The sequence below is a fragment of the Peteryoungia desertarenae genome, from assembly GCF_005860795.2.
GTDB lineage: Bacteria > Pseudomonadota > Alphaproteobacteria > Rhizobiales > Rhizobiaceae > Allorhizobium > Allorhizobium desertarenae.
Genome location: NZ_CP058350.1, coordinates 303439 through 326904 on the forward strand (window position 1 = coordinate 303439; position 23466 = coordinate 326904).

21 protein-coding genes and 2 pseudogenes are annotated in these 23466 nt (G+C 58.5%); 9 read left to right on the plus strand and 14 right to left on the minus strand.

Annotation, left to right across the window (positions count from 1 at the left end):
- Nucleotides 1-71 precede the first annotated feature (71 nt).
- The 5 genes and pseudogenes from FE840_RS01445 to FE840_RS01465 all read right to left on the minus strand — a co-directional run bounded on the left by FE840_RS01445 (nucleotide 72) and on the right by FE840_RS01465 (nucleotide 4043).
- The gene (locus FE840_RS01445) at nucleotides 72-587 is read right to left on the minus strand and encodes a hypothetical protein (protein WP_138288782.1); all 516 of its coding nucleotides are present in this window, start codon (nucleotides 585-587) and stop codon (nucleotides 72-74) included.
- The gene (locus tag FE840_RS01450) at nucleotides 584-1000 is read right to left on the minus strand and encodes a hypothetical protein (protein ID WP_138288781.1); all 417 of its coding nucleotides are present in this window, start codon (nucleotides 998-1000) and stop codon (nucleotides 584-586) included. The genes FE840_RS01445 and FE840_RS01450 overlap by 4 nt, the downstream gene beginning before the upstream one ends.
- Nucleotides 1000-1230: a helix-turn-helix transcriptional regulator gene (locus FE840_RS01455; RefSeq protein ID WP_138288907.1), complete on the minus strand. Its 231-nt coding sequence runs from the start codon at nucleotides 1228-1230 to the stop codon at nucleotides 1000-1002. Before FE840_RS01455 ends, FE840_RS01450 begins: the two co-directional genes overlap by 1 nt.
- A gap of 213 nt (nucleotides 1231-1443) precedes the next feature.
- On the minus strand, nucleotides 1444-2664 hold the full coding sequence (locus FE840_RS01460) for a tyrosine-type recombinase/integrase (protein ID WP_138288780.1): 1221 nt from the start codon (nucleotides 2662-2664) through the stop codon (nucleotides 1444-1446).
- A 186-nt stretch (nucleotides 2665-2850) separates the two neighbouring features.
- A pseudogene (locus FE840_RS01465) lies at nucleotides 2851-4043 on the minus strand (IS481 family transposase).
- Nucleotides 4044-4242: 199 nt separating this feature from the next.
- On the opposite strand from FE840_RS01465, the gene FE840_RS01470 reads away from it, so the two are divergent.
- On the plus strand, nucleotides 4243-4410 hold the full coding sequence (locus FE840_RS01470; protein WP_171033760.1) for a hypothetical protein: 168 nt from the start codon (nucleotides 4243-4245) through the stop codon (nucleotides 4408-4410).
- Nucleotides 4411-4526: 116 nt separating this feature from the next.
- Here FE840_RS01470 and katG read toward each other — a convergent pair whose 3' ends face one another.
- Nucleotides 4527-6698, minus strand: coding sequence for a catalase/peroxidase HPI (gene katG, locus FE840_RS01475; protein ID WP_138288412.1), 2172 nt, complete (start codon nucleotides 6696-6698; stop codon nucleotides 4527-4529).
- A 218-nt stretch (nucleotides 6699-6916) separates the two neighbouring features.
- On the opposite strand from katG, the gene FE840_RS01480 reads away from it, so the two are divergent.
- Together FE840_RS01480 and FE840_RS01485 are read left to right on the plus strand one after the other, a co-directional pair.
- A complete protein-coding gene (locus FE840_RS01480; RefSeq protein ID WP_138288413.1) occupies nucleotides 6917-7843 on the plus strand; it encodes a LysR substrate-binding domain-containing protein in 927 nt (308 codons plus the stop codon).
- Between the two features lie 94 nt (nucleotides 7844-7937).
- Nucleotides 7938-8615, plus strand: coding sequence for a spermidine synthase (locus FE840_RS01485; protein ID WP_138288614.1), 678 nt, complete (start codon nucleotides 7938-7940; stop codon nucleotides 8613-8615).
- Between the two features lie 8 nt (nucleotides 8616-8623).
- Here the strand turns inward: FE840_RS01485 and FE840_RS01490 are convergent, their stop codons facing one another.
- Together FE840_RS01490 and FE840_RS01495 are read right to left on the minus strand one after the other, a co-directional pair.
- Nucleotides 8624-8872, minus strand: coding sequence for a hypothetical protein (locus FE840_RS01490; protein WP_171033761.1), 249 nt, complete (start codon nucleotides 8870-8872; stop codon nucleotides 8624-8626).
- A 133-nt stretch (nucleotides 8873-9005) separates the two neighbouring features.
- Nucleotides 9006-9644, minus strand: coding sequence for an NAD(P)H-dependent oxidoreductase (locus FE840_RS01495; protein WP_138288414.1), 639 nt, complete (start codon nucleotides 9642-9644; stop codon nucleotides 9006-9008).
- A 144-nt stretch (nucleotides 9645-9788) separates the two neighbouring features.
- Here FE840_RS01495 and FE840_RS01500 point away from each other — a divergent pair, with 144 nt between their 5' ends.
- Nucleotides 9789-10214, plus strand: coding sequence for a winged helix-turn-helix transcriptional regulator (locus FE840_RS01500; RefSeq protein WP_425502155.1), 426 nt, complete (start codon nucleotides 9789-9791; stop codon nucleotides 10212-10214).
- Between the two features lie 18 nt (nucleotides 10215-10232).
- Here FE840_RS01500 and FE840_RS01505 read toward each other — a convergent pair whose 3' ends face one another.
- Both FE840_RS01505 and FE840_RS01510 read right to left on the minus strand, forming a co-directional pair.
- Nucleotides 10233-10973 carry an EAL domain-containing protein gene (locus FE840_RS01505; protein WP_138288415.1) on the minus strand — a complete coding sequence of 247 codons (741 nt, stop codon included), beginning with the start codon at nucleotides 10971-10973 and terminating at the stop codon, nucleotides 10233-10235.
- 78 nt (nucleotides 10974-11051) lie between these two features.
- Complete coding sequence (locus FE840_RS01510) at nucleotides 11052-12428, minus strand: GH1 family beta-glucosidase (protein ID WP_138288416.1); 1377 nt, start codon at nucleotides 12426-12428, stop codon at nucleotides 11052-11054.
- 301 nt (nucleotides 12429-12729) lie between these two features.
- Between FE840_RS01510 and greA the strand changes: the two genes are divergently transcribed.
- Nucleotides 12730-13212 (plus strand): transcription elongation factor GreA, encoded by a 483-nt coding sequence (gene greA, locus FE840_RS01515; RefSeq protein WP_138288417.1) that lies wholly within the window; start codon nucleotides 12730-12732, stop codon nucleotides 13210-13212.
- 248 nt (nucleotides 13213-13460) lie between these two features.
- Here the strand turns inward: greA and xylA are convergent, their stop codons facing one another.
- From xylA to FE840_RS20825, 4 genes and pseudogenes are all read right to left on the minus strand, one after another.
- A complete protein-coding gene (gene xylA / locus FE840_RS01520) occupies nucleotides 13461-14771 on the minus strand; it encodes a xylose isomerase (protein WP_138288418.1) in 1311 nt (436 codons plus the stop codon).
- 161 nt (nucleotides 14772-14932) lie between these two features.
- Nucleotides 14933-16384, minus strand: coding sequence for a xylulokinase (gene xylB / locus FE840_RS01525; RefSeq protein ID WP_138288419.1), 1452 nt, complete (start codon nucleotides 16382-16384; stop codon nucleotides 14933-14935).
- Nucleotides 16385-16408: 24 nt separating this feature from the next.
- Nucleotides 16409-17434 (minus strand): LacI family DNA-binding transcriptional regulator, encoded by a 1026-nt coding sequence (locus tag FE840_RS01530; protein WP_138288420.1) that lies wholly within the window; start codon nucleotides 17432-17434, stop codon nucleotides 16409-16411.
- Between the two features lie 80 nt (nucleotides 17435-17514).
- Nucleotides 17515-17778 (minus strand): annotated as a pseudogene (locus FE840_RS20825) (hypothetical protein); the annotation flags it as partial.
- 151 nt (nucleotides 17779-17929) lie between these two features.
- Between FE840_RS20825 and FE840_RS01540 the strand changes: the two are divergent.
- The 4 genes from FE840_RS01540 (at nucleotide 17930) to gltX (ending at nucleotide 23323) form a co-directional block, all read left to right on the plus strand.
- Nucleotides 17930-18631: a TetR/AcrR family transcriptional regulator gene (locus tag FE840_RS01540; RefSeq protein ID WP_138288421.1), complete on the plus strand. Its 702-nt coding sequence runs from the start codon at nucleotides 17930-17932 to the stop codon at nucleotides 18629-18631.
- 126 nt (nucleotides 18632-18757) lie between these two features.
- Complete coding sequence (locus FE840_RS01545; RefSeq protein WP_138288422.1) at nucleotides 18758-19516, plus strand: TerC family protein; 759 nt, start codon at nucleotides 18758-18760, stop codon at nucleotides 19514-19516.
- Between the two features lie 132 nt (nucleotides 19517-19648).
- Nucleotides 19649-21418, plus strand: a complete 1770-nt coding sequence (locus FE840_RS01550) for an SLC13 family permease (protein ID WP_138288423.1) — start codon at nucleotides 19649-19651, stop codon at nucleotides 21416-21418.
- A 447-nt stretch (nucleotides 21419-21865) separates the two neighbouring features.
- On the plus strand, nucleotides 21866-23323 hold the full coding sequence (gene gltX / locus FE840_RS01555) for a glutamate--tRNA ligase (RefSeq protein WP_138288424.1): 1458 nt from the start codon (nucleotides 21866-21868) through the stop codon (nucleotides 23321-23323).
- The last annotated feature ends 143 nt before the right edge of the window (nucleotides 23324-23466 follow it).

Here is a 23466-nt window from a genome sequence, read left to right on the forward strand (position 1 = left end):
GCTCCATCCTTCGTTGTTAATGTGATGAAGCTTGCGCCCATTTCGAAGGGCGCTTTTTTATGAGGCGAGCGTTAGACGGGCCTGCCGGCAAAGAATGCCATGGCGAGCTTGTCGCGTCGGGCAAGCTTCACTGTAGCCGCTTCTTGGAGAGTCGTGCCTTCCGGCATTCCCAGCAACAATGGGGCGAAGCGGCCGAACGACGCGAAATTCGAAAGGTCTTCGGTCGTGGCCTGAAAGAGCGCTTCGCGATAGGACTGAAGGCAATCACTTGCTGACTCTCGCTCTATCCTAAGCCGCTCTGCCGCCTTGTGAATTGTCTCAGCGTTGACGTCCCAGCCGAGTCCGTGATCCCACAGAACTTTCGCTATCTTCTCCCCAAGAAAACACTTCGCCACATTCTGGATAAATGCGAGCGCTGCCTGCTCCTGAAGTACAGGGTTCATTTCCTTCCAAATTCCTTCCGCTATGAGGCTCAAGTCCTCTTTGGTTGCTCTGGACGGAATAAGCCCCTGTGCAACGTGCTTGCGCACTGCAGCTTCGACTTTGGACTCGATGTGGATGTCGGTGAGGTTTACAATCTCGGTCATTCGCAGTCCTCCAGGGTAACTTTCTCAAGTTGATCGACAAGGGCCAAGGCGCTGCGGAGTCCTTCACAGACTGCAGTAACGGCGTTCATCAGTTGCTTGTGATTTCGGGTTTGCATGATCAGATCGCTCTGATCGATCCGATCGAATATCATGTCGACCAACAGCTTGCGGGCGATCGGCTGATTTGTTCCGGCGTACAGAAAGTAAACGCCGCGATCGTAGGTGAACCGGTGCAACCGTGAGGTAAAATCCAACCGCCGACGATCGGTTATCGCGCGGTCCGTCTTCCTCGCCTTCCTGAGCTGCTCTGCAAACTCCTCTGCGAGTTTGAGCATGTCACCCACGGTCTCGCGGATACCTTCAACACCTTGTACGGCGAGGGCGTCTCTATCCTCGCTGGCGACGGCGTTCATCAGGCAAGCTCCGCACGCCGCGCCCGGGCCGAGATGCGGGCCTCTATCCACGCCTCCACCTCGGTGCGGACGAATGCAATCCTCTTGTCGGAGATCTGCAAAGCTGCAGGAAATCGCCCAGCCGACCGGAGAGTATTGATAGCGGTGCGGCTCAGGCTGGTAAGTTCGCAAGCATCATTTAGAGATATCAGGGGCGACTTACTATTCAGATTAGATTTCTTACTTGGCATTTCGACTACCTCGTTTTCTGTGAACAAGGTAAATTTATAGATTTTTTTTCGTTTTTCTAAAGTTGCAAACTTTATACTTTCAGGTGGAATTGCGCATTAAATGCAAATTCTCTCGCTAAGTCGCAAAATCATCAAAATCTGGCATAGTCGCCATTCCTTAGCCAACTCCATGATTCGGCTCGCTTAAGGCAAAAGTTATCCACAGGCTGAATTTTATTTCTCGTTTACAACCGCGCGTATTTTCGTGACCGACGCGGCTTTGCCCAGCACGTAACCTTCCCATGCTTCCATAAGCTGTCGCCTTTTCTCCAGCGCGTCGCCTCGCCTGTACGCTCGCTCGACTGCATCACCAACGGCATGCGCTAAAGCTGCTTCTGCCACTTCCCGCTGAAAATTCGTCGCTTCGGCGGCCCAATCGCGAAACGTCGATCTGAATCCGTGAACGGTGTAACCAGTACCTCCAGCAGCCTTTAGGGCCTTGGCTAGCGTCATATCAGATAACGGCGAATGTCCCTTTGCGCCCGGAAACACAAGATCGTTGATTTGTCTGGCTCGCATTTCTGTCAGCAGCGCGATAGCGCGGGGCGATAGGGGAACCCGGTGCTCCTTGCCTCCCTTCATGCGTATAGCTGGTATAGTCCAAACCTTTCCCTCAAGGTCGATTTCCTCCCAGGTCGCACCTCGGGTCTCTCCAGATCGCACGGCTGTCAGGATGGTGAACTCCAGCGCCCTTGCGCCAACTCCCCCAATTGTTGCTAGGCGAGTGAAAAACTCACTGATCTCGGCAAACGGCATAGCCGCATGATGCCCGCGAACGAGCTTCTTGGGTGGCGGAAGAATCTGATCAAGGTGCCCTTTCCACTCTGCCGGGTTGTCGCCGGTTCGGAGTCCTCGGGCTTTTGCATGGTCCAGAACAAGCTTCACACATTCTCGGATGTTGCCGGCTGTCTCGGGCTTATCTGACCATAGCGGGCGGATCACCTTAAGAACGTCATCTGTCGAAACATCCGCGACCGGAACCTTCCGAATTGCCTTTGCATGGGTCTCAGCGAACCGTTTCCACTTGGCGACTGTTTTGTCGCTCTTCCACTTCGGGGCCATGGTCGCGCGGTACTCATCAGCGACGCTGCCAAAGGTCGCGGTCTGCAGTGCGGCCTTTCTCTCGGCAAGATCCGTTTTAGGGTCTCCACCTTGACCGACGATCTGCCGGGCCTCCTCCGCCTTCGCCCGGGCGGCGGCCAACGACACATGACCAGAACCGGAACCGAACGGGCCAAGGCCAATCTCTCGCCGGCTGCCGTACCTCTTCCAAATGAAAACCCAGGAGCGGCTTCCCGTTGATTGAACGCGAAGATAAAGGCCATCACCATCGCTGTAGATTCCGGGCTTACTCAGTGCCCGGATCTTGGAATCGGTTAGCTTGTGTCTCGCCATCCTTCATAACCTTTTTCATAGCCTTGACGGTTGCCACTATGGTTAACCATCTCAACCTTTCCGGCAATAGTTATGAAAATTCAAGGCCAGGGTTTCAATAAAGATAGCAAAAACAGGATGTTGTCGCCTGTCGGGTGCGCCACTTCTACCGTTGTCCGAACCGAAGACATAGGTAACAGTTTGTACCTAAGACATAGGTGACAATCTCGTGCGCGACGAGGCTTGTCGATGGTTTGCAGCGTTCTCTGTTCCAGGTCGATATATCCCAGATCATAGTGCATGAAGCTGACGAGCCAAATGCCGTCTTCCACCTCCTTTAATCCCAGTTTCTGCCCTGCCAGCACGGTCGAGATGTTGATCTTCTTTCGATAGAGGCAGGCGCGTCCGCAATTGGTGATGATGATGTCGCGATCATGGAAGGGATAATCGATTTCCGGCAGGCCGAGGTAGGGTCGCGAAGAGGCGGTATAGAGGTCGGCAGGCACTTTCATGCCGATCGCCTCATGTGGCCTTTCACCATTGAATTCGCTGAGGAATGCATCGAAGCGCACCTGTTGCTGAAACAGGTTACGTTCGGGCGGTCTCGTTGCCTCCTTCTTCAATGTCAGATGCATTCGCTCATGCCGACCGTTCTGCTGGGGATGGCCGGGTTTGATGCGCTCGATCACAATCCCAAGCCTCAACCAGAAGACCGACAGCTTCGACAGATTGTAGAGCCCGTTTGGTGAAGCGAACGGTAGCCCGTTGTCCGAGCGTATCGCCTGAGGCAGGCCATGTTCGGCAAACAGGCGGCGAAAGGCTTCGATCACGGCCTGTTCGCGTGTCGATTCGAAGGCTTCGCAAGCCAATAGATAGCGTGATGCCTGATCGGTTACGGTCAGAGGGTAACAATAACGACCATTCCCGAGCTTGAACTCGCCCTTGAAGTCGGCGCACCACAGATCGTTTGCATTGACGGCCTCAGACAGCATGGTGCCCATGGCCTTGTTTGCCCGGTTCCTCTTGCGGGCCTGGCGCACAAGGCCATGGCGGTCGAGCACCGCATGCACGGTGCTGTTGGCCGGAATACGGACGTCACCGGCGAGTTTCTTCACCAGCAGTTCACGGATTTTGCGTGCGCCCCAGTGCGGCTTCTCCTTTTTGAGGCGCACGATCATGGCCTCGACAGGATCGGGGAGTTGGTTGGCGTAGCGCACCGGACGCCGGGATCGGTCCGTCAGAGCTTCAAGCCCATCGTCCTTGTAGCGATTGAATATCTTGTAGCCGGTCTTGCGCGATATGCCGAAATCCCGGCACACCTCGCTCATTCCTTCACCCTCCAGTAATCGGGCGACAAAGCGAAGACGTTCTTCCATAACCGAAGTCTCTCTCCACGGCATCAACACCTCCCGCCAAAAGCGAAAAGTGTTACCCATGTCTCCGGTACAAAACGTCACCTATCTCTCAGGTCGGGCACGTTTCCCAATAGTCATGATTTAACGGCCTGAAGCCCTCAGTTTGTCATTTGTTGCCTTTCGTCATGCTGGAACATCTCCGCGAAAGGCCCGTTTCCTCCGTTGAAATCAAGGAGGTCTTCAGATGAATGAAAAAAACGAAGCGGACGTTCGCAAGCCTGAAAAGGAAGAGTTCAAGGATCATGGCGTGATCTCCGCCGGCCCCGAAGCCCATCGCAACGAAGGCGCCAAGCCGGGCGATGCGCGCGACCCGGTCAAGGATAAGGATGCGGATCTGGCTCGTAAGGATTGATGGCAGACCTGAGCTATATCGGGGACAAACGGCCTCTGTTCCTTGGCTGACAGCATTGAAAAAGGCCCCGCCGCTGTTGCGGTCGGGGCCTTCTGCATGGTTGGCGCGCCTGACGTTTAGTTCAGGTCAAAGCGATCGGCATTCATCACCTTCGTCCAGGCAGCCACGAAATCCTTCACGAACTTCTCGTGGTTATCGTCCTGTGCATAGACTTCTGCATAGGAACGCAGGATCGAATTCGAACCGAACACAAGATCGGCACGGGTTGCGGTGAATTTCGCTGCCCCGGTCTTGCGGTCGCAGATGTCATAGGTGTTCTTGCCGGTCGGCTTCCAGGTGAAGCCCATGTCGGTCAGGTTGACGAAGAAGTCATTCGTCAGCTGTCCCTCGCGATCCGTAAAGACACCATGTTTGCTACCACCGTAATTGGCACCGAGAACACGCAGGCCACCGAGCAGTACCGTCATTTCCGGACCGGTCAGACCCATGAGCTGGGCACGGTCGAGCAGCATCTCTTCCGGGCTCACCACATAGTCTTTCTTGGCCCAGTTGCGGAAACCGTCCGCCAGCGGCTCGAGCGGTGCGAAGCTTTCGGCATCGGTCTGGTCCGCCCTGGCATCGCCGCGACCGGCAGCGAACGGAACTTCTACGGAATAACCGGCAGCCGTGGCAGCCGTCTCGATACCGACATTGCCAGCCAGCACGATGGCATCGGCCACGCTTGCGCCAAACTCTGCCGCAAGAGGCTCAAGAACCGACAGCACCTTGGCAAGACGAGCTGGCTCATTGCCTTCCCAATCCTTCTGCGGAGCAAGGCGGATGCGAGCACCGTTTGCACCACCGCGCATGTCTGACTGGCGATAGGTGCGGGCGCTGTCCCAGGCGGTTGCGACCATTTCGGAAATGCTCAAACCAGAGGCTGCGATCTTGGACTTGAGGGCCCCAACATCATAGTTGCGCGGACCAGCCGGGATAGGATCCTGCCAGATCAAGTCTTCAGTCGGCGATTCTGGACCGATGTAGCGGATGCGCGGACCAAGATCACGATGGGTCAGCTTGAACCAGGCGCGAGCAAAGGTGTCCTGGAAGTAAGCCGGATCGGCCATGAACTTCTCGCAGATGGCGCGGTACTTCGGATCGACCTTCATCGCCATATCGGCATCGGTCATCATCGGCATGCGGCGAACCGAGGGGTCGGAAGCATCGACCGGCATATGCTCTTCCTTGATGCCAACCGGCTGCCACTGCTGTGCGCCGGCAGGGCTGCGGGTCAGTTCCCATTCATAGCCGAACAGCAGTTCGAAATAGCCCATGTCGAACACGGTCGGATTGGTCGTCCAGGCGCCTTCGATACCCGAGGTAACAGCAAGGCTTGCCTTGCCGTTCTGGTTCGGGTTCATCCAGCCAAAGCCCTGATTGGCGATATCGCCGGCTTCCGGCTCCGGTCCAAGCTTCGCCGCGTCGCCATTGCCATGCGCCTTGCCGACGGTGTGACCACCAGCTGTCAGCGCGGCGGTTTCTTCATCGTTCATCGCCATGCGGGCGAAGGTCTCGCGGACCTGCGCGGCAGTTGCCATCGGGTCCGGCTTGCCGTTTACGCCTTCCGGATTGACATAGATAAGACCCATCTGCACGGCGGCAAGCGGGTTTTCCATGGTGTTCGGCTTGGTCACGTCTTCATAGCGGTTGTCGGAAGGTGCGAGCCATTCCTTCTCGGCACCCCAGTAGACATCCTTTTCGGGACCCCAGATATCCGGACGACCAAAGGCAAAACCGTAGATCTTGAGACCCATATCTTCATAGGCAACGGTTCCGGCATAAAGGATAAGGTCAGCCCAGGAGATCTTGTTGCCGTACTTCTTTTTGAGCGGCCACAGCAGACGGCGGGCCTTGTCGAGGCTGGCATTGTCCGGCCAAGAATTGAGGGGTGCGAAACGGATATTGCCGCTGCCACCGCCGCCACGACCGTCGGCGAGACGATAGGAACCAGCCGAATGCCAGGCGAGACGGATCATCAGACCGCCATAATGGCCCCAGTCTGCCGGCCACCATTCCTGACTGTCACGCAGCAACGCCTTCATGTCCGCTTTCAGCGCCGCAACATCAAGCTGCTTGACTGCTTCGCGATAGTTGAAGTCCTTGCCCATCGGGTCGGACTTTTTGTCGTGCTGGTGCAAAATGTCGAGGTTCAGCGCGTTCGGCCACCACGCCATGACGGTCGTGCCCGTCGCGGTGTTCGAACCGTGCATCACAGGACATTTGCCGCTGTTTTTCACATTTCCGTCCATCTTCGTCTCCCATCAGAGCTTTGTTTGTCATCAGCCTCTCGAATTGCGAGGCCCAATCTGTCAGAGTCATTCATCAGAAAAATGTCGTAATCGGGCGTCGACCGGTGGACGCCCTGCCCGACTTCCTCATCATCTTCCTCTTCCGTCTGGATCTGCTGTAGCAAAGCGGAAGCATTAGTGTAAGTAGTATTTACTGATGGCTTCGATAGGAAAAAATTATGGCAAATCTCACGCTGCGTCAGTTGCGCTACTTTGATGCCCTTGCTCGCCATGGCCATTTTGGACGCGCGGCTGATGCCTGCGCAATCTCCCAACCGGCACTATCGGTTCAGATCAAGGAGTTGGAAGAGGCGCTGGGCGTCGAGCTCTTCGAACGTGGTGCCCGGCATATCAAGCTGAGCAGCTTCGGCGAACAGTTTGCCGAGAGGGCACAGGAGATACTGCGATCTGTCGATGAACTTGTGGATTTTGCCAAGGCATCGCAGCATCAGCTCGTTGGACGCTTGCGCATCGGTATCATCCCCACAATTGCACCTTATCTGCTCCCGCGCATGATCCCTCGGCTGACCCGCATGAATGCGACACTCGATATCAATGTGCGCGAAACAGTCACGCCGAAATTGCTTCAGGAACTGGCAGAGGGAAAACTGGATACGGCAATCGTTGCGTTGCCCGTGTCAGAGCCATCGCTGACGGAACTTCCTTTGTTTGAGGAAAGCTTTGTCCTTGTCCGACCGCTGGAGGATGAGGGCAAGCCAATTCCAGGGCGCGAGCGTCTGCGCGAAATGCGCCTCTTGTTGCTGGAGGAAGGGCATTGCTTCCGTGATCAGGCTCTTTCCTTCTGCCATATGGGCTCCGCCCGCCCCCGTGAGATCCTGGACGGCAGCTCGCTGACCACACTTGTCCAGATGGTTGGTGCCGGTATTGGTGTCACCCTCATCCCGGAGATCGCGGTTCCCGTCGAAACGGGTTCAGCGCCTGTATCCGTTGCGCGTTTTGAAGACCCGCAACCCTCGCGCACCATTGGCATGGTGTGGAGGAAGACAAGCCCACTTGCCCGACAGCTGCAGCAAATTGCTGATGTCGTTCAGACCTCTGCGTCAGAAATTCGTCAGTCCGGCAAGGAAGCCTTCGAAACTCCATAGTCGGAATGGTGAAATCGCGCCAAAAGCCATTGCATGGGAGGCGCGCATGGCTAAAGCCATCAACGCAAAAGATACCCTAGGAAAGGCCGCAGCTATGCTTCCATGGATAGAGATTGATCGGGCACAGATACCGGGCGGTGGCGGTGAGCTGCGCCTGAAACAACGGGGCCAGGAATTTTCCATCATGCTTGGCGCAAACGAATTGATGAACAGCCGCCTCAGCGGATCGGAAGAAGCGCTCGCGACACTTACTCATGAAAAAATCAGCGAGCGTAAAAAGCCGAAGATCCTGATTGGCGGACTAGGCATGGGCTTCACCTTGAGGTCCGCCCTCTCCGTTTTCCCGGAAGATGCGCACATCATCGTGGCCGAACTCGTGCCGCAGGTGGTTGAATGGGCACGAGGCCCAATGGCCGAAATCTTCAAGGGATGTCTGGATGATCCCCGAGTCGAGATCAAGATCGGCGATGTAGCCGCCGTGATTGCCGCAACCAACGCCGGACTGGATGCAATTCTGCTGGATGTCGACAATGGCCCGGACGGCCTTACCCGAGCCTCGAATGAAAGGCTCTATGATCACGCCGGCCTCACTGCAACGCTCAAGGCGCTTCGCCCCGGCGGCGTTGTTGCCGTATGGTCATCGGGTCCAGATGGAGCCTTTACCCGCAGACTGACGCAGAGTGGCTTTGAGGCGCAAGCCTTGAACGTGCGCGCAAGCACCAAGCGCAGTGGCGCACGCCACGTTATCTGGATAGCTCGCAAGCGCTCATAGCCAGACCATCAACCCGAGATGCTGTCGCCTTTCTTCCAGCGACGTTCGCCCCAGTATTTCAGTCTCATGCGGGGCGCGACATAGAAAGACAGGATAGGAGCGACGACAAAGCTAATCACAACAACAGCCGGGATGAGGTAGATGGCATGCTCCGCCAGAGCCGGAATGGACAATACGACAATCGCCCCAACTCCGAATACGACGGCATTGATCATCATACTCGAAATGATTTTAAGCCAGGTATCGGTCTTCAACATGGGATCTCTCCTTTCAGGAAGGTTAAGCCCTGTGAGCGCCGAGGGTTCCCTGTGACGCAAATGATTGAGGGTCCCCGGAAAGCCCCGGAGACCCTCAATCCTGCAAAGCACCAAAATGCGACCAGGCTTTTCCTTAACGCACGAAACTGACGAATTCCTCCGGCGCGCGTCGGACCTTCTTGAGATTCACCAGCCAATCGCCATCAGCGGCACGATAGCCGAGCGGAAGGATGGTCACAGAACGCAGACCGCGCTCCCGGAGACCAAGAATCTCATCGAGCTTCGCTGGATCGAAGCCTTCCATGGGAGTCGTATCGACACCTTCAAATGCTGCGGCTGCAACCGACATGCCAAAGCCGATATAGGCCTGGCGAGCAGCATGCTCGAAGTTTACCTGCGCGTCGCGACCCGGATAGGTGTTGAGCAGCATCTTGCGATAGTTTTCCCAGCCCTCATTGGTGAAACCACGCTCCTTGTTCACCAGGTCGAACATCATGTTGATGCGGTCGTCGGTGTAATTGTCCCAGGCGGCAAACACCAGGAGATGCGAGCCCTCAGTGACCTGAGCCTGGTTCCAGGCAATTTCCTGGATCTTCGCCCGAACCTCGGGATTGGTAACCACGATCACCTCGAAGGGCTGCAATCCGCTCGACGTGGGAGCCAGACGTGCAGCTTCGACAATCCGCTCCACCTTGTCTTCCGGCACGGCCTTTGTTGGATCCATCTTCTTGGTCGCGTAGCGCCAGTTGAGCTTTTCAATCAATGGGGACATCTTTGATCTTCCTGAGTTGTTATAGGCCACGACCGAAAGCGGGAGGACTTGGCTAGTCGTGACCAACATGGTAACTATTCGTAACCAGGCCTACATATGTAACTGAATCGCAGGTCACAAGAAGGCACATTTTTGATACCGCCCATGTCTGATAGAAAAGCCAAGCCCGGCAGCACGATGTGCGAAAACTTCGACCCGACCAAGTGTCCGACCGTCGGCGAAATGCTGTCGCGGCTCGGCGACAAATGGACGGTGCTTGTCATCATCATGTTGAGTGGCGGCCCTCAACGCTTCAGCGACCTGAAGCGCATGGTGGTTGGCATATCTCAACGTATGCTGACCCTGACCCTGAGGGCTCTGGAACGCGACGGGCTTGTGGAACGAACCGTACATCCCACGGTCCCCCCGCGCGTCGAATATGCCTTGACCGATCTCGGTCGTTCATTCGGAGAACCAATACGGGCTCTAGGCGGTTGGGTCTTTACCAATCACGACCAGATCCAGAAGTCGCGTTCCGACTTCGATGCACGCCATGCCAGGGAAAACATGAAACTGGTCAAGCTGGGATAAGTTGCAGAAACGAAGTCATCAGTAATCAGACGAGACGAAAGCTTCGAAGCTCGGACGGGCGAAGAGATAGCCCTGCTGCAATTCGACACCGAGCGAATGCAGGAGGTCCCGCTCACCTTCGCTTTCGACACCCTCGCCAATCACGGTGACGCCAAGATCCTTCAGCATCGCAACAGTATGCTGGACAACAATCCGCTTTGGCCGGTCGACGTCCAAACCGCGAATGAGATCCATGTCAAGCTTGACCAGATCCGGCTGGAACCGCGCAAGAAGGTTCAAACCCGAATGGCCCGCTCCGAAATCATCGATGGCCGTCTTGAACCCCATATCCTGATAGGTGCGCAGGATCGACAGAAGGTGTTCCGGCTCTGTCTGTTCGCCTTCGGTAAATTCGAAGATGATACGCTCCAGCGGGAAACCCACCCGCTTGGCGGTGGCGAGGGTCAGCTTGATGCAGGCCCTCGGCTCATAAACCGCATTCGGCATGAAATTGATGGAGAGTTTTGCCGAAGAATACGGCGGCATCAACTGCGCCGCCAGTTCGATCGCCCTGACCCGACAACGTTGATCGAAGGCATATCTGTTGGTCTCATCCACTTGAGAAAGGATAGTGGATGCGCCTTCACCTTCTGGCCCCCGCACCAGCGCTTCATAGGCAAAGACATCGCCGTTCTCCAGATTCACGATCGGCTGAAATGCCATCGAGAACGCAACATCGAACGACTTTCCGTCCTGACAACCGACACATCCCATCGCCATGCGAAATCCTCCATGAGAAGACCGTCATTACAGATGGCAGGTTAAGCGAACCTCTATCGAAAACTCAACTTTCAGCGATCAGAGCGCCTGTCCATGATTGCCCTTGGGGAATTCCGAGGCCAGATCGCGATACCACTTGCCGCTCTTCTTGATGGTGCGGACCTGGGTGTCGTAATCGACATGCACGAGGCCGAAGCGCATCCTGTAGCCCTCGGCCCATTCGAAATTGTCCATCAGCGACCAGGCGAAATATCCCTGCATCGGATAGCCCTCGGCGATCAGATCGGCGACCTTGTCGAGATGTTCGGCATAGTAGTCCAGCCGTGGCTGGTCCTCGACTTCACCGCCCTCGACCTCCATGTTGTAGCAGGCGCCGTTCTCGGTGATGTAGCAGACCGGCAGATCGTAGCGGGCATAGAGCCGCTCGACGAGCGACTTCAGGGCAGGCGCATAGACCTCCCAGCCGATATCGGTCTTGACCTTGGAGATTGGCGGCGCGCCCACTGTGGCGGGGAATTCGGCACCCGGCGTCGGATCGTCGGCCACGCGCATCGGCGTGTAGTAGTTGAGACCCCACCAGTCGAGCTTCTGGCTGATGATGGCGAGATCGCCCTCCTCGATTTTCGGCATGCGATGGCCGAGCGCCGAAAGAAACTCGGCGGGGTACTGCCCCTTGAACACCGGATCGAAGAAGACACCGTTGTGGAACTGATGCGCCCGCTCGGCCGCGGCACGGTCTTCAGCGCTGTCGGAACCCGGCAGCGTCTCATGCGCATTCAGCACCAGACCGACAGGGACATTGGGCGCCACTTCGCGGATCGCCTGAACCGACAGACCATGCGCAAGGTTCGTGTAATGCAGCGCATGAAGGGCCGCATCCATGCTGCGCTCGCCCGGCGCATGCACACCGTAGAGATGGCTGAGCCAGACCGAGCACCAGGGCTCGTTGAAGGTCGCGACAGCATCCAGCCGGTCGCCGAGTCGCTCCATCACCACGCGGGTGTAGCGCTGGAAGGCCTGCGCCGTGGAGCGCGCCGTCCAGCCGCCATCGCCCATAAGGGAAAGCGGCAGATCCCAGTGGTACAGCGTCGCATAGGCCTTGATGCCGCGTGCCTTCAGCCCGTCGACCAGTCTGTCGTAGAAATCGAGACCCTTCTCGTTGATCGGGCCGGTTCCCTCGGGGATGATGCGCGGCCAGGCAATCGAGAAGCGATAGCCGGCAACGCCCATCTCCTTGATCAGGTCGAGATCGCTTTCCCAGCGGTTGTAATGATCGCAGGCCATATCGCCATTGTGCCGCCCGAAGACCCGGCCCGGCATGTTGGAAAACGCATCCCAGATCGAAGGTTTGCGGCCATCGGCCTTCGAGGCCCCTTCGATCTGGAAGGAGGCGGTGGCCACACCGAAAAGGAAATCACCGGGAAAGCGCGAAGCGAGAGTCTTGGGGTCGATCATCAAACACATCCTTCGTCATATCAGGGCGAAAGGGCCGCCACTGGTTGATCGAATGCGGTTTAGAACAATCGAACGGCGCGGTGAAGACTCCGAAACCGAAAAACTGCAACGTTGCAGGAAACAAACCACATCTATTCACATAACACCGCATCCAGCTGGCTGCTGGGAGCACTCGGTTTCACGATGATGGCTGATCAACGGGATTGGCCCCGCCACTGAGAGCCAAATCACAAGCATTTGTGTTAGTGTTGAAGCTGAATCATCCAGTAATGTAGGCTCCAACAGCGATCGGAATGCCCCCATGAGTGTCGCCTTCACCAAGGAAGAGAGTTCGGAAACCGCAGCAGAAACCCATCTGCCGGACCGCCCGATCTCGCCCCATCCGAACCTCGTGACGGCGGAAGGCTTGAAGCGTCTCGAAGTCCAGGCGGAAGAGGCGCGCGTCGCCTATCTGGCAGCACAAGCGGTCGAGGACATCAACGAACGCCGCCGCCAGTCGGCAGTACCCTATCGTGACCTCAAATATCTGACGGAGCGCATCCGCACCGCCCAGGTCATCCCGCCCCCGCAGAGCAATGCTGTGGTCGCCTTTGGCAGCACGGTCACCTTCGAGCGCGACGATGGTCGCGTCCAGACCTACCGCATCGTCGGGGAAGATGAGGCCGACCCCAAGACGGGTTCGATATCGTTTGTCTCGCCGGTGGCCAGCCGGTTGATGGGCAAGGCCGTGGGCGATGTGGTGACGGTCGGCGATCAGGAATTGGAGATTACCGCGATCGGGTGATGGTAGCCTGGAGGGCAACGTCCTTTCACCGCCGTCATCCTCGGGCGAAGTCCCGAGGATCTACTGCCGCCTGCCAGAAACTCGACTCTTCGGGCGACCGCTGCGCCCGCCCGGCATTCCTGAACCGTCCAAACCGCGACCACCCTTGGTAGATCCTCGGGACAAGCCCGAGGATGACGGCCGTGCAGGAATGCGAAAGGCCGGGACGCTTGCGCGCCCCGGCCCTCTGATAGCGTCCAACAGAAGGATCAAACGTAGCGGTTGACCACGTTTTCGAGGAGTTCCTGCTTGCCGGAAACCGGCTGCGGGTTGACGTTCTGGGCTTCGACGCGGGCTGCAATCGCATCGAGGCTTTCCTCGCCGCGCAGCATCTTCTGGTTCTCGGCCTTGTCCCAGCCTGCATAACGGCTGTTGAGCGGAGCCGAGAGCGCCTTGTCCTCGATCATCTTGGCAGCTGCCTTCAGACCACGGGCGCAGCAATCCATGCCGCCGATATGGCCGATCAGCAGGTCTTCGGCGTCCAGCGACTGGCGGCGCAGCTTGGCGTCGAAATTGGTGCCGCCGGTGGTGAAGCCGCCGCCGGACAGGACCTGGTAATAGGCCAGCGCCATTTCCGGCACATTGTTCGGGAACTGGTCGGTATCCCAGCCGGACTGGTAGTCGTTGCGGTTCATGTCGATGGAGCCGAAAATCCCCAGAGCGTTTGCGAGCGCCAGCTCGTGCTCGAAGGAGTGGCCGGCGAGGATCGCATGGCCCTGCTCGATATTGACCTTCACTTCCTTCTCAAGGCCATAGGCCTTGAGGAAGCCATAGACGGTCGCGACGTCATAGTCATACTGATGCTTCGACGGCTCCTGCGGCTTCGGCTCGATCAGGATCGTGCCCTTGAAGCCTATTCTGTGCTTGTATTCGACGACGAGGTTGAGGAAGCGGCCCATCTGGTCCATTTCCTTCTTGAGGTCGGTGTTGAGCAGCGTCTCATAGCCTTCGCGGCCGCCCCACAGAACGTAATTCTCGCCGCCCAGACGCTTGGTCGCGTCGATGCAGGTCTTCACGGTTGCAGCTGCAAAGGCAAAGACATCCGGATCCGGATTGGTGGCGGCACCCGACATGTAACGGCGATGCGAGAAGAGGTTGGCGGTACCCCAGAGCAGTTTGACGCCGGTCTCTTCCTGCTTCTTGGCGAAGTAGTCGACGATCTCGTTCAGGTTCTTGGTGTTCTCAGCGAAGCTGTTGCCCTCGGGGCGAACATCGGCATCGTGGAAGCAGTAATAGGGCGTGCCGAGCAGCTGGAAGAATTCGAAGGCCACATCCGCCTTCATCTTCGCCGCATCCATCGTGTCCTTGAACCAGGGACGTTCGAAGGTATTGCCGCCGAACGGGTCCGTGCCCGGCCAGACAAAGGTGTGCCAATAGGCAATCGCAAAGCGCAGATGGTCTTCCATGCGCTTGCCGAGGACGACTTCGTCCGGGTTGTAGTGGCGGAAGGCCAGCGGATTGGTGCTGTCTGGACCTTCATATTTGATCTTCTGGATATTGCCGAAAAAGCCTGTCGACATGGGTGTTTCTCCTTGGTGTGTTTTGGTCAAATTGTGATGGCACTGGGTGGGGCTCCCCCTCACCCTGCCCTCTCCCCGGTGGGGAGAGGAGAATGTCGGCGCGTGCCGCTTGTCTCTTCTCCCCAGCGGGGAGAAGGTGCCGGCAGGCGGATGAGGGGGCGTCAGCTGAGGGAGCGGATCGCCGGATAAACCGCTCGGTAGCGGCCATAGGCTGCCTCGTAAGCAGAGCTGAGCGCCTTCACCGGCTCGACCGTCTCCGCCGTCTCCGGCGCCGTGCAGACCGACAGCGGATCGGCGCCTGTCGCCGCGATCAGACCCAGACGGGCGGCCCCGAAGGCCGCGCCGAAATCGCCGTCGGCCGGAATATCAACCGGCATATCGAGCGCGGTGGCGATCGAGGACAGCCAGTAGCGCGAGCGCGAGCCGCCGCCGATGGCCGTAACGCGGGAGATCTTCGTGCCTGCCGACTTCAGCGCTTCGAGGCTGTCGCGGATGGCGAAGGTGACGCCTTCCAATACGGCTTGGGTCAGGACGGCACGATCGCTCTCATGACCGAGGCCGATAAAGGCACCCCGGATCTTCGCATCGTTGTGTGGCGTGCGTTCGCCGGAGAGATAGGGAAGGAACGTGACGCCGGTCGGCGCCTTCAGCACATCGCCGAGTTCGCCGGTCAGTTCTCCCGCAGACTTGCCGGTCACGGTCGAATGCCAGTTGAGCGCATCGGTTGCCGAGAGGATGACGCCCATCTGGTGCCAGGTCCTGGGCAGCGCATGGCAGAAGGCATGCACGGCACTTTCCGGCTTCGGCAGATAGGAGGCGTTGGCTGCGAAGAGCACACCCGACGTCCCCAGCGAGACGAAAGCCTGACCTTCCTTGACCGTGCCCATGCCGCAGGCAGAGGCTGCATTGTCCCCTGCCCCGCCGGCCACGACAACATTCGAACCAAGACCCCATTTTTCCGCAAGCTCGGCGCGTAGCATACCCGCACGATCCGTGCCTTCGACGAGGCCCGGCATCTGCTCGACGGTCAGACCCGTGGCCTCCAGCAATTCGCTCGACCAGGCGCGCTTGCCCGTATCGAGCCAGCTGGTGCCGGCCGAGTCCGACATGTCGGAGAGATATTCACCGGTCAGCCAGAGCCGCAGGAAATCCTTGGGCAAGAGCACCTTGGCGACCTTCGCGAAGGTATCCGGCTCGTTATTCTTCACCCAGGCAAGCTTCGGCGCAGTAAAGCCCGGGAAGACGATGTTGCCGGTCAAAGCCCGGAAGCGCGGATCGGCATCGAGGCTTGCGGCTTCCGCATGGCTGCGCGTGTCGTTCCAGAGAATGCAGGGCCGCAGCACCTGGTCCTTGGCGTCGATCAGCGTCGCGCCATGCATATGGCCGGAAAGACCGATGCCTTTGACGGCGGCAAGTTCCTTCGGATGCGAGGCCTTCAGTGCCGCAACCGCCTCTTCCGTCGCCCTGAGCCAGTCGCCCGGGGCCTGCTCCGACCAGCCGGGATGCGGCCGCTGCACGGTGAGCGCGGCATGACCAACGCCGACCACCTTTTGGTCGCCGTCGATCAGCATGGCCTTGACGCTCGATGTGCCGAGATCCAATCCGAGATACATGGGTGTCCTCCATTCCTCTGCCTCTCAGGGCAGATTGTCCTTCAAGAATATGTCGATCCGTATGCGCTCCTGGTCTGCCACGACCGGCAGCCCATCGGCCTTGGCTTTCAGCACGCGGATGGCACTGCGCACTTCATGGCCGGCATCCTGGTTGAGCACCGCGTCGATCAGCCCGGCCGTCAGGGCCTCGCGCATGGTCTCCGTCAACTCGTGCGCGACGACAACGGGACGGCGGCCAGCAGGCAGACGCCGCAGCGCCCGCACTAGTCCGCGGTTGCCCGCCCCGAGACTGTAAAGGGCCACGATGTCGTCCCGACCGGCGAACAAGTCTGCGACCAGCCGCTCGACGACATCAGGATCGTCCCTCCCCTCCAGAACGGGCAGCAAGGCAAGCGACGAGAATTCCCTGGCGATTGCAGCCGCGAAGGCATCGCAGCGTTCGCGGTGGTCACGCACCAGCATGGAGCCGGCAAGCACGGCCACCTTGCCGGCACGCCCTCCGGCGAAACGTCCAAGCAGGCTGGCAGCCGTCCGTCCCGCCGCCGCATTGTCGATCCCGGCATAGTGGTCGCGTGCCGCCCCGGAGAGATCAGACACCAGCGTCACCAGCGGAATGCCGCTCTGTGAAATCTCTGCCGCGACCTCGGTCACGTCAGGAGCATCAACAGCCACGAAGGCGATACCGGCCGGCTCTTCGGCCGCTGCGTCTTTCAACGCTGCGGCAAGCGCTGCAGCATCGAAAGCGGGCACGTCCACCAGTTGGATCGCGATGCGCTCGACACCCGCCCGCGCACGGGCCTCTTCGAGGGCGAGCCGCAGGCCGCGCATGAAGGAATTGTCGTTCGAGGGAATGATGAAGGTCAGCGGATAAACGCGGCCCTTGGCGAGGTTTGCAGCTGCCACATCGCGGACGAAACCAAGCTCGCTGACAGCCTGATCGACCTTTTCTCGCGTCCGCGCGCTGACCCCCGGCCGCCGGTTCAAGACGCGGTCGACGGTGGCAAGGCTGACGCCCGCGCGGCTCGCAATATCGTGGACGGTCGGCTTCATTCTCTCCTCCGGCGCCTGTCCTACACCAGTGCCTGAGGTACGTAAATCAGAAATCTGATGTACGTACCTCTTTTTCTCGCCTCTATATAGGCATCTTCCGTCGACACCATGAAACGTCCATTCGTCCACCACTCGTAGCCGTACCAGCCGGCACCGGCGAGAAGTGCAAGTGCAAGGACGGGCAGGACCGGAGAGCGGCGTTTGCTCGGATTTGCCTGCCGTGGGGCGGCACTCTCGGCATGACCATCCGTGACCTTCGAGACTGTCAGCGTCTCGGCAGGAAGCTCAGCGTCAGTTTCGGCGAATTGATTGTTGCGTGGCTGAATGGATTTGGGCGCGGGCATGGGAACAACCATGGATGTCAGGAGTAGGGCATCATCGAACTAAACCGTTCGGTTCGATTTGACATAGACCTGAAAATCCCCCATATCAAGGGCCTGTAGCAGCTTCTGTGAGAATAATTCCGCAGATCCCGACTTATCGATCGAGCAAGCCATGCCCCGTGAACTGAAGAAGGCAATAGAGGACAATCCCTGCAACCCTGCGGCACAGCAGCCGACCGGACGATTTGCGGCTGGCGCCGACCCGTCCAAGCGCGGACAAATCCTGGACGGCGCAAAACGCGTATTCCTGCGTCTCGGTTTCGACGCTGCCAGCATGAATGACGTGACACGTGAGGCAGGTGTCTCCAAGGGCACGATTTACGTCTATTTCCAGAGTAAGGAAGACCTGTTTGGCGCACTTGTCGAGCGGGAAAAGTTGATGTTCGACGAGGCAATTCGCCAGATCCTGGCTGACAGCAAAACTGTGGAAGAGGGCTTGCGTAGCTACGGTATGGTCTATGCACGCTTCATTCTCGACACAGAGATGATCCCGACCATGCGGATACTTCTAGGCGTGCTAGACCGGATGCCAACGCTCTGTCAGCGCTTTTTTGCCTCGTCGCCTACCAATATAAAGGTCTTGCTGCAGGACTATATCGAGGCTGCTGCCGAACGAGGTGAATTGGTGGTGGAAGACACCGATCTCGCGGCGCGTCAGTTCATTGACATGTCGGCGGCTGGCTTCTTCAAGAGGCGCCTGTTCAACGATTTTCCCATACGACCGGACGATGCCGAGATCGAGCGTGTCGTTGACTGTGGTGTAAGGATGTTCATGAGCTTTTACGGGCCCAAGAACCAGGTCGGCCCAGCGTGATTGCAACGGCGCGTTGAAGCGCCGTTTTGTTCCCCTTAGTTGAAAAAATTCCTTTCTTGCCAACAGCGGTTGAGCCGCTCATGTCATTCGTCAGTCCCTTGCATTTTCTGAGCACGGAAGACGGACATGAGCGAGATATTTCTACTCCTACAAGACCCCACCGCCTGGATCGCCCTCATCACCTTGATCGTGATGGAGGTCGTTTTAGGAATTGATAATCTGATCTTCATTTCGATCCTGACGAACAAGTTGCCACCGGAATCGCGGGAAAAGGCCAGACGGATCGGCATTGGTCTTGCGCTTGTCATGCGACTGGCGCTGCTGGGTACGGTTGCCTGGATCGTACAGTTGACCGAGCCCGTTTTCGAAGTGTTCGGTCACGGGTATTCATGGAAGGACCTGATCCTTCTTGCCGGTGGCCTTTTCCTCGTCTGGAAGGCTACGAAGGAGATTCACCACAATGTGGATCCGCTGGATCATGAAGAGGATTTCATCGCCTCGTCCGCGACCAATACCTTTGCCAGCGCCATCGGACAGATTCTTTTGCTCGATCTGGTATTCTCTATAGACAGCATCATCACCGCCGTCGGCATGACACCACATCTGCCAATCATGGTCATAGCCGTTGTCGTTGCTGTCACCGTAATGCTTCTGGCCGCAACACCGCTGGCCAACTTCATCGAACGGAACCCTACGATCGTCATGCTGGCACTTGGCTTCCTCCTGATGATTGGAACCACGCTGATCGCTGAAGGCATGGGGTTCCATGTTCCGAAAGGTTACATCTATGCTGCCATGGCGTTTTCGGCTTTGGTCGACGCGCTGAACATGCTTGCCAGGCGAAAACGGGAACGCGATCGCGCCCAGAAGCATTCAGCACACTGATCGAAAAATAGGTTCTCCTCGATTTGCGGGAGTTGCGTTTCCAAGGGGGCATAGGGAACCGGAGCTGCCTTGCAAGACTTGTTGCGAGCGAATAGTCCTTGTCAGGTTTCCCGCCTGCGTCTCCGGAGCCCCATGACCTACGAGCAGATCCTAGCCTTCGGCGTCATTGGCGGCATGATGGCCCTGTTTCTATGGGAACGCATACGCTACGATCTTGTCGCATGCATCGCGCTCGTGACAGCCGTTGGACTGGGCCTTGTACCAGCAGGCAAAGCCTTTTCAGGCTTTGCCGATGATCTCGTCATCATCGTCGGCAGCGCTCTCGTCGTAAGCGCAGGCGTCGCTCGTTCCGGAGTCGTCGATCTCGCCATCAAGCGGTTCTTTCCGAGCATGCAATCTGTCAGGGGACAGATGCTCCTTCTGGTTCTGACGGTGACGGTCCTGTCAGCCTTCATCAAGAACATTGGAGCGCTGGCGATCATGATGCCGGTCGCTTTCCAGTTCGCCCGCCGCTCCCATGTCTCGGCCTCGATCTTCCTCATGCCCATGGCATTTGGCGCACTTTTGGGCGGCCTGATGACCCAGATTGGCACCTCTCCCAACATTGCCGTTTCAAAGCTGCGCGAGGAAATCACCGGCCAAAGCTTCACGATGTTCGATTTCACCCCGGTGGGAGCGACGCTGGCCGTCACGGGCATCCTCTTCCTGATCGCTTTCTATTGGCTGGTACCCATAAGGGAGAACCCCAATCCATCCGTTCAGGAGGCGCTTGAGGCGTCGAGCTTTGCGACAGAGGCAACCCTGGCGAAGCAATCGCCATTCATCGGCAAGACACTGCATGACATACAGCAGATCGCGTCCGGTGAGGTTGTGGCAACGGCAATTCTGAGAAGCGAGACAAGACTTGCACCCTTTCCCGACGTGGTACTGAAGGAAGGCGACACTCTGCTCCTTGAGGGACAATCAGAACCCCTGGATCGGATTGTCTCGCAGGGCAACCTGTCGCTTTCAGGCAATGAGGCGCCAGAGCGCAGGAAAAAAGGCGACGTCGCATCCGTTGAGGCCGTGATTGGCCGCAATTCGCCTCTCATTGGCCAGACGGCGCGCAGTCTCGAGCTTGTGCACACCTACGGCGTCAGTCTCGTGGCCGTCAGCCGGCAGGGGAAGCGTATTCGCGAGCGCCTGAACGAACTCACTCTCCGCTCCGGTGATGTCGTTCTTCTTCAGGGGCTTCGCCAGCGGATGCCCGCTATTCTGACAGAGTTAGGTTGTCTGCCGCTGGCAGAACGCGAAATCCTGCTGGGCACGAGCCGCAACATCTTCCTGCCTTTGATCATTCTCTTCATCGCCATGGGCTCATCTGCCCTCGAACTGGTGCCGGTTGCGATCGCCTTCTTCGCTGCGGCCCTGGCAATGGTGGCAACGGGTGTCATACCGATCAACGAGGTCTATCGTTCCATCGATGGGCCGATACTGGTCATGCTGGCCGCATTGATCCCTGTGGCGGACACGCTCAGGACCTCAGGTGCCAGTGACGTTATCGCAACCTGGCTCAACGCGGTCGCCGGCGGCATGCCGGAGTGGGGTGCTCTGGCACTGATCCTTGTCACTGCCATGGCAGTTACGCCCTTCCTCAACAATGCCGCAACCGTTTTGGTGATGGCGCCCATCGCAGCAAGCTTCGCGGCGGGGCTGGGCTACAAACCGGAAGCCTTCCTGATGGCTGTCGCCATAGGCGCCGGTTGTGATTTCCTCACCCCGATCGGTCATCAGTGCAATACACTGGTCATGGGGCCAGGTGGCTATCGTTTCTCCGACTATGCGCGGCTCGGCTTCCCGCTATCGCTGCTGATTGTGGTCGTCTCAGTTCCGACATTGCTCATGGTCTGGCCTGTTCGCTGAAAACTTCCCCGTCGACAACCCGTAAAGAAAAACCTGCGTCGGCGGAACGCAGGTTTTCCTTGGGGCGGGGAGTTGGAGCGAATACAGACCAGACGGTTAAGGGGCTCGTCTGCCGTTTCGTTGGCCACGGAGTGAAACCGGAAAAACCTCCGTGTTCCCCATGTCCCGTCGCGTCCGGTTGGCATGGCCTGTATTCTGCCTCCTTAACGCGGCTACGATCTGCGGGTTCCTTAGAGTCTGCCAAAAATTCGCACCTTACTACCCGGAAGGGCTCACATCCGCAGTTTTTCTTGACGCATCGGCCTGAATATGGCCTAAGGCCAGCCGGCGAAACAGGTATGTGCTCCGGCCAGAACCACGCCTCGCCCCGTCGTTAAACGCATTCGTTTGCTTTCCCCAGAGATCAGGCATCCGCCCGGTCCCCGCACGCACCACGAGCTGAATTCCATGACCAATTCCGGCGTCCGCGTCCGCATCGCACCCTCCCCGACCGGCGAGCCCCATGTCGGCACCGCCTATATCGCGCTGTTCAACTATCTCTTCGCCAAGAAATTCGGCGGTGAGTTCATCCTGCGCATCGAGGACACCGACGCGACCCGTTCGACCGCCGAATTCGAACAAAAGGTGCTGGACGCGCTGAAATGGACAGGCCTTACCTGGTCGGAAGGCCCCGATGTCGGCGGCCCCTACGGCCCCTATCGCCAGTCCGAGCGCAAGGATCTCTACCGTCCTTTCGTCGACAAGATGCTCGCAAACGGCGGCGCATTCCATTGCTTCTGCACGCCCGAGCGGCTGGAAAGCATGCGCGAGGCGCAGCGCGCCGCCGGCAAGCCGCCGGGTTATGACGGCCACTGCCTGCATCTGAAGGCCGAGGAAGTCACCGCCCGCATTGCCGCCGGCGAGCCGCATGTCGTGCGGCTGAAGGTGCCGACCGAAGGCTCCTGCGACTTCCACGACGGCGTCTATGGCGACGTGTCGATCCCGTGGGAAAGCGTCGACATGCAGGTCCTCTTGAAGGCCGATGGCATGCCGACCTACCACATGGCAAATGTCGTCGACGACCACATGATGAAGATCACCCATGTCGCCCGCGGCGAGGAATGGCTGGCCTCGGTGCCCAAGCACATCCTGATCTACCGCCATCTCGGCCTCGAGCCGCCTGTCTTCATGCACCTGTCGCTGATGCGCAATCACGACAAGTCGAAGCTGTCGAAGCGCAAGAACCCGACCTCGATTTCCTATTACTCGGCCCTCGGCTACCTGCCGGAAGCGCTGATGAACTTCCTCGGCCTGTTCTTCATCCAGATCGCCGAAGGCGAGGAACTGCTATCGATGGAAGAGCTGATCGAGAAGTTCGATCCCGAGAACCTCTCCAAGGCCGGCGCGATCTTCGACATACAGAAGCTCGACTGGCTGAACGGCCGCTGGCTGCGCGAAAAGCTGACACCGGAAGACTTCGTCGCCCGCGTGCTCGACTGGTCGATGGAGAACGGCCGCCTCGTCGAAGGCCTGAAGCTTGCCCAGAGCCGCGTCACCAAGCTCGGCGAAGTCCCGCCGCTCGCCGGCTTCCTGCTGGCAAACGACGTCGGCCTGACCCCCGCCTCCTTCGGCGGGCTGAAGACCAGCCCGGCCGAGACGCTTGAAATTGTCACCACCGTTCAGGCGGATCTCGAAAAGATCCTCGAATGGAATGTCGCGACCATCGAGGAAGAGCTTCGGGCGATCTCCGAACGGATGGGCAAGAAGCTCCGCGTCGTCACCCCGCCCCTCTTCGTCGCCGTCTCCGGCAGCCAGCGTTCGCTGCCGCTGTTTGACTCAATGGCGCTCCTCGGCCGCTCGGTCGTGCGCCAGCGGCTGAAGGTGGCGATCCAGGTGCTGACCGCGATGGCGGGTGCGCAGAACTGAGGGTAGCCCCTCCCCCTTGTGGGGAGGGGTTGGGGAGGGGTTTTGCCCCGAGCAAGACGCCTTCCCCACCCCGTCGCTTCGCTCCGACCCTCCCCACAAGGGGGGGGGGGGGGGGTGACCGAGCCAGCCGCACCGGCGAACTG

What these genes read in the sequence shown, in the direction of transcription:
- FE840_RS01485 (WP_138288614.1), top strand. Translation starts at nt 7,938, where the DNA reads ATGCTTCCATGGATAGAGATTGATCGGGCACAGATACCGGGCGGTGGC.
- FE840_RS01530 (WP_138288420.1), bottom strand. Translation starts at nt 17,434, where the DNA reads ATGAAGCCGACCGTCCACGATATTGCGAGCCGCGCGGGCGTCAGCCTT.
- FE840_RS01505 (WP_138288415.1), bottom strand. Translation starts at nt 10,973, where the DNA reads ATGGCGATGGGATGTGTCGGTTGTCAGGACGGAAAGTCGTTCGATGTT.
- FE840_RS01500 (WP_425502155.1), top strand. Translation starts at nt 9,789, where the DNA reads ATGTCTGATAGAAAAGCCAAGCCCGGCAGCACGATGTGCGAAAACTTC.
- FE840_RS01480 (WP_138288413.1), top strand. Translation starts at nt 6,917, where the DNA reads ATGGCAAATCTCACGCTGCGTCAGTTGCGCTACTTTGATGCCCTTGCT.
- FE840_RS01460 (WP_138288780.1), bottom strand. Translation starts at nt 2,664, where the DNA reads ATGGCGAGACACAAGCTAACCGATTCCAAGATCCGGGCACTGAGTAAG.
- FE840_RS01540 (WP_138288421.1), top strand. Translation starts at nt 17,930, where the DNA reads ATGCCCCGTGAACTGAAGAAGGCAATAGAGGACAATCCCTGCAACCCT.
- xylA (WP_138288418.1), bottom strand. Translation starts at nt 14,771, where the DNA reads ATGTCGACAGGCTTTTTCGGCAATATCCAGAAGATCAAATATGAAGGT.
- FE840_RS01490 (WP_171033761.1), bottom strand. Translation starts at nt 8,872, where the DNA reads ATGTTGAAGACCGATACCTGGCTTAAAATCATTTCGAGTATGATGATC.
- FE840_RS01550 (WP_138288423.1), top strand. Translation starts at nt 19,649, where the DNA reads ATGACCTACGAGCAGATCCTAGCCTTCGGCGTCATTGGCGGCATGATG.
- gltX (WP_138288424.1), top strand. Translation starts at nt 21,866, where the DNA reads ATGACCAATTCCGGCGTCCGCGTCCGCATCGCACCCTCCCCGACCGGC.
- FE840_RS01545 (WP_138288422.1), top strand. Translation starts at nt 18,758, where the DNA reads ATGAGCGAGATATTTCTACTCCTACAAGACCCCACCGCCTGGATCGCC.
- katG (WP_138288412.1), bottom strand. Translation starts at nt 6,698, where the DNA reads ATGGACGGAAATGTGAAAAACAGCGGCAAATGTCCTGTGATGCACGGT.
- FE840_RS01455 (WP_138288907.1), bottom strand. Translation starts at nt 1,230, where the DNA reads ATGCCAAGTAAGAAATCTAATCTGAATAGTAAGTCGCCCCTGATATCT.
- xylB (WP_138288419.1), bottom strand. Translation starts at nt 16,384, where the DNA reads ATGTATCTCGGATTGGATCTCGGCACATCGAGCGTCAAGGCCATGCTG.
- FE840_RS01445 (WP_138288782.1), bottom strand. Translation starts at nt 587, where the DNA reads ATGACCGAGATTGTAAACCTCACCGACATCCACATCGAGTCCAAAGTC.
- FE840_RS01510 (WP_138288416.1), bottom strand. Translation starts at nt 12,428, where the DNA reads ATGATCGACCCCAAGACTCTCGCTTCGCGCTTTCCCGGTGATTTCCTT.
- FE840_RS01495 (WP_138288414.1), bottom strand. Translation starts at nt 9,644, where the DNA reads ATGTCCCCATTGATTGAAAAGCTCAACTGGCGCTACGCGACCAAGAAG.
- FE840_RS01450 (WP_138288781.1), bottom strand. Translation starts at nt 1,000, where the DNA reads ATGAACGCCGTCGCCAGCGAGGATAGAGACGCCCTCGCCGTACAAGGT.
- greA (WP_138288417.1), top strand. Translation starts at nt 12,730, where the DNA reads ATGAGTGTCGCCTTCACCAAGGAAGAGAGTTCGGAAACCGCAGCAGAA.
- FE840_RS01470 (WP_171033760.1), top strand. Translation starts at nt 4,243, where the DNA reads ATGAATGAAAAAAACGAAGCGGACGTTCGCAAGCCTGAAAAGGAAGAG.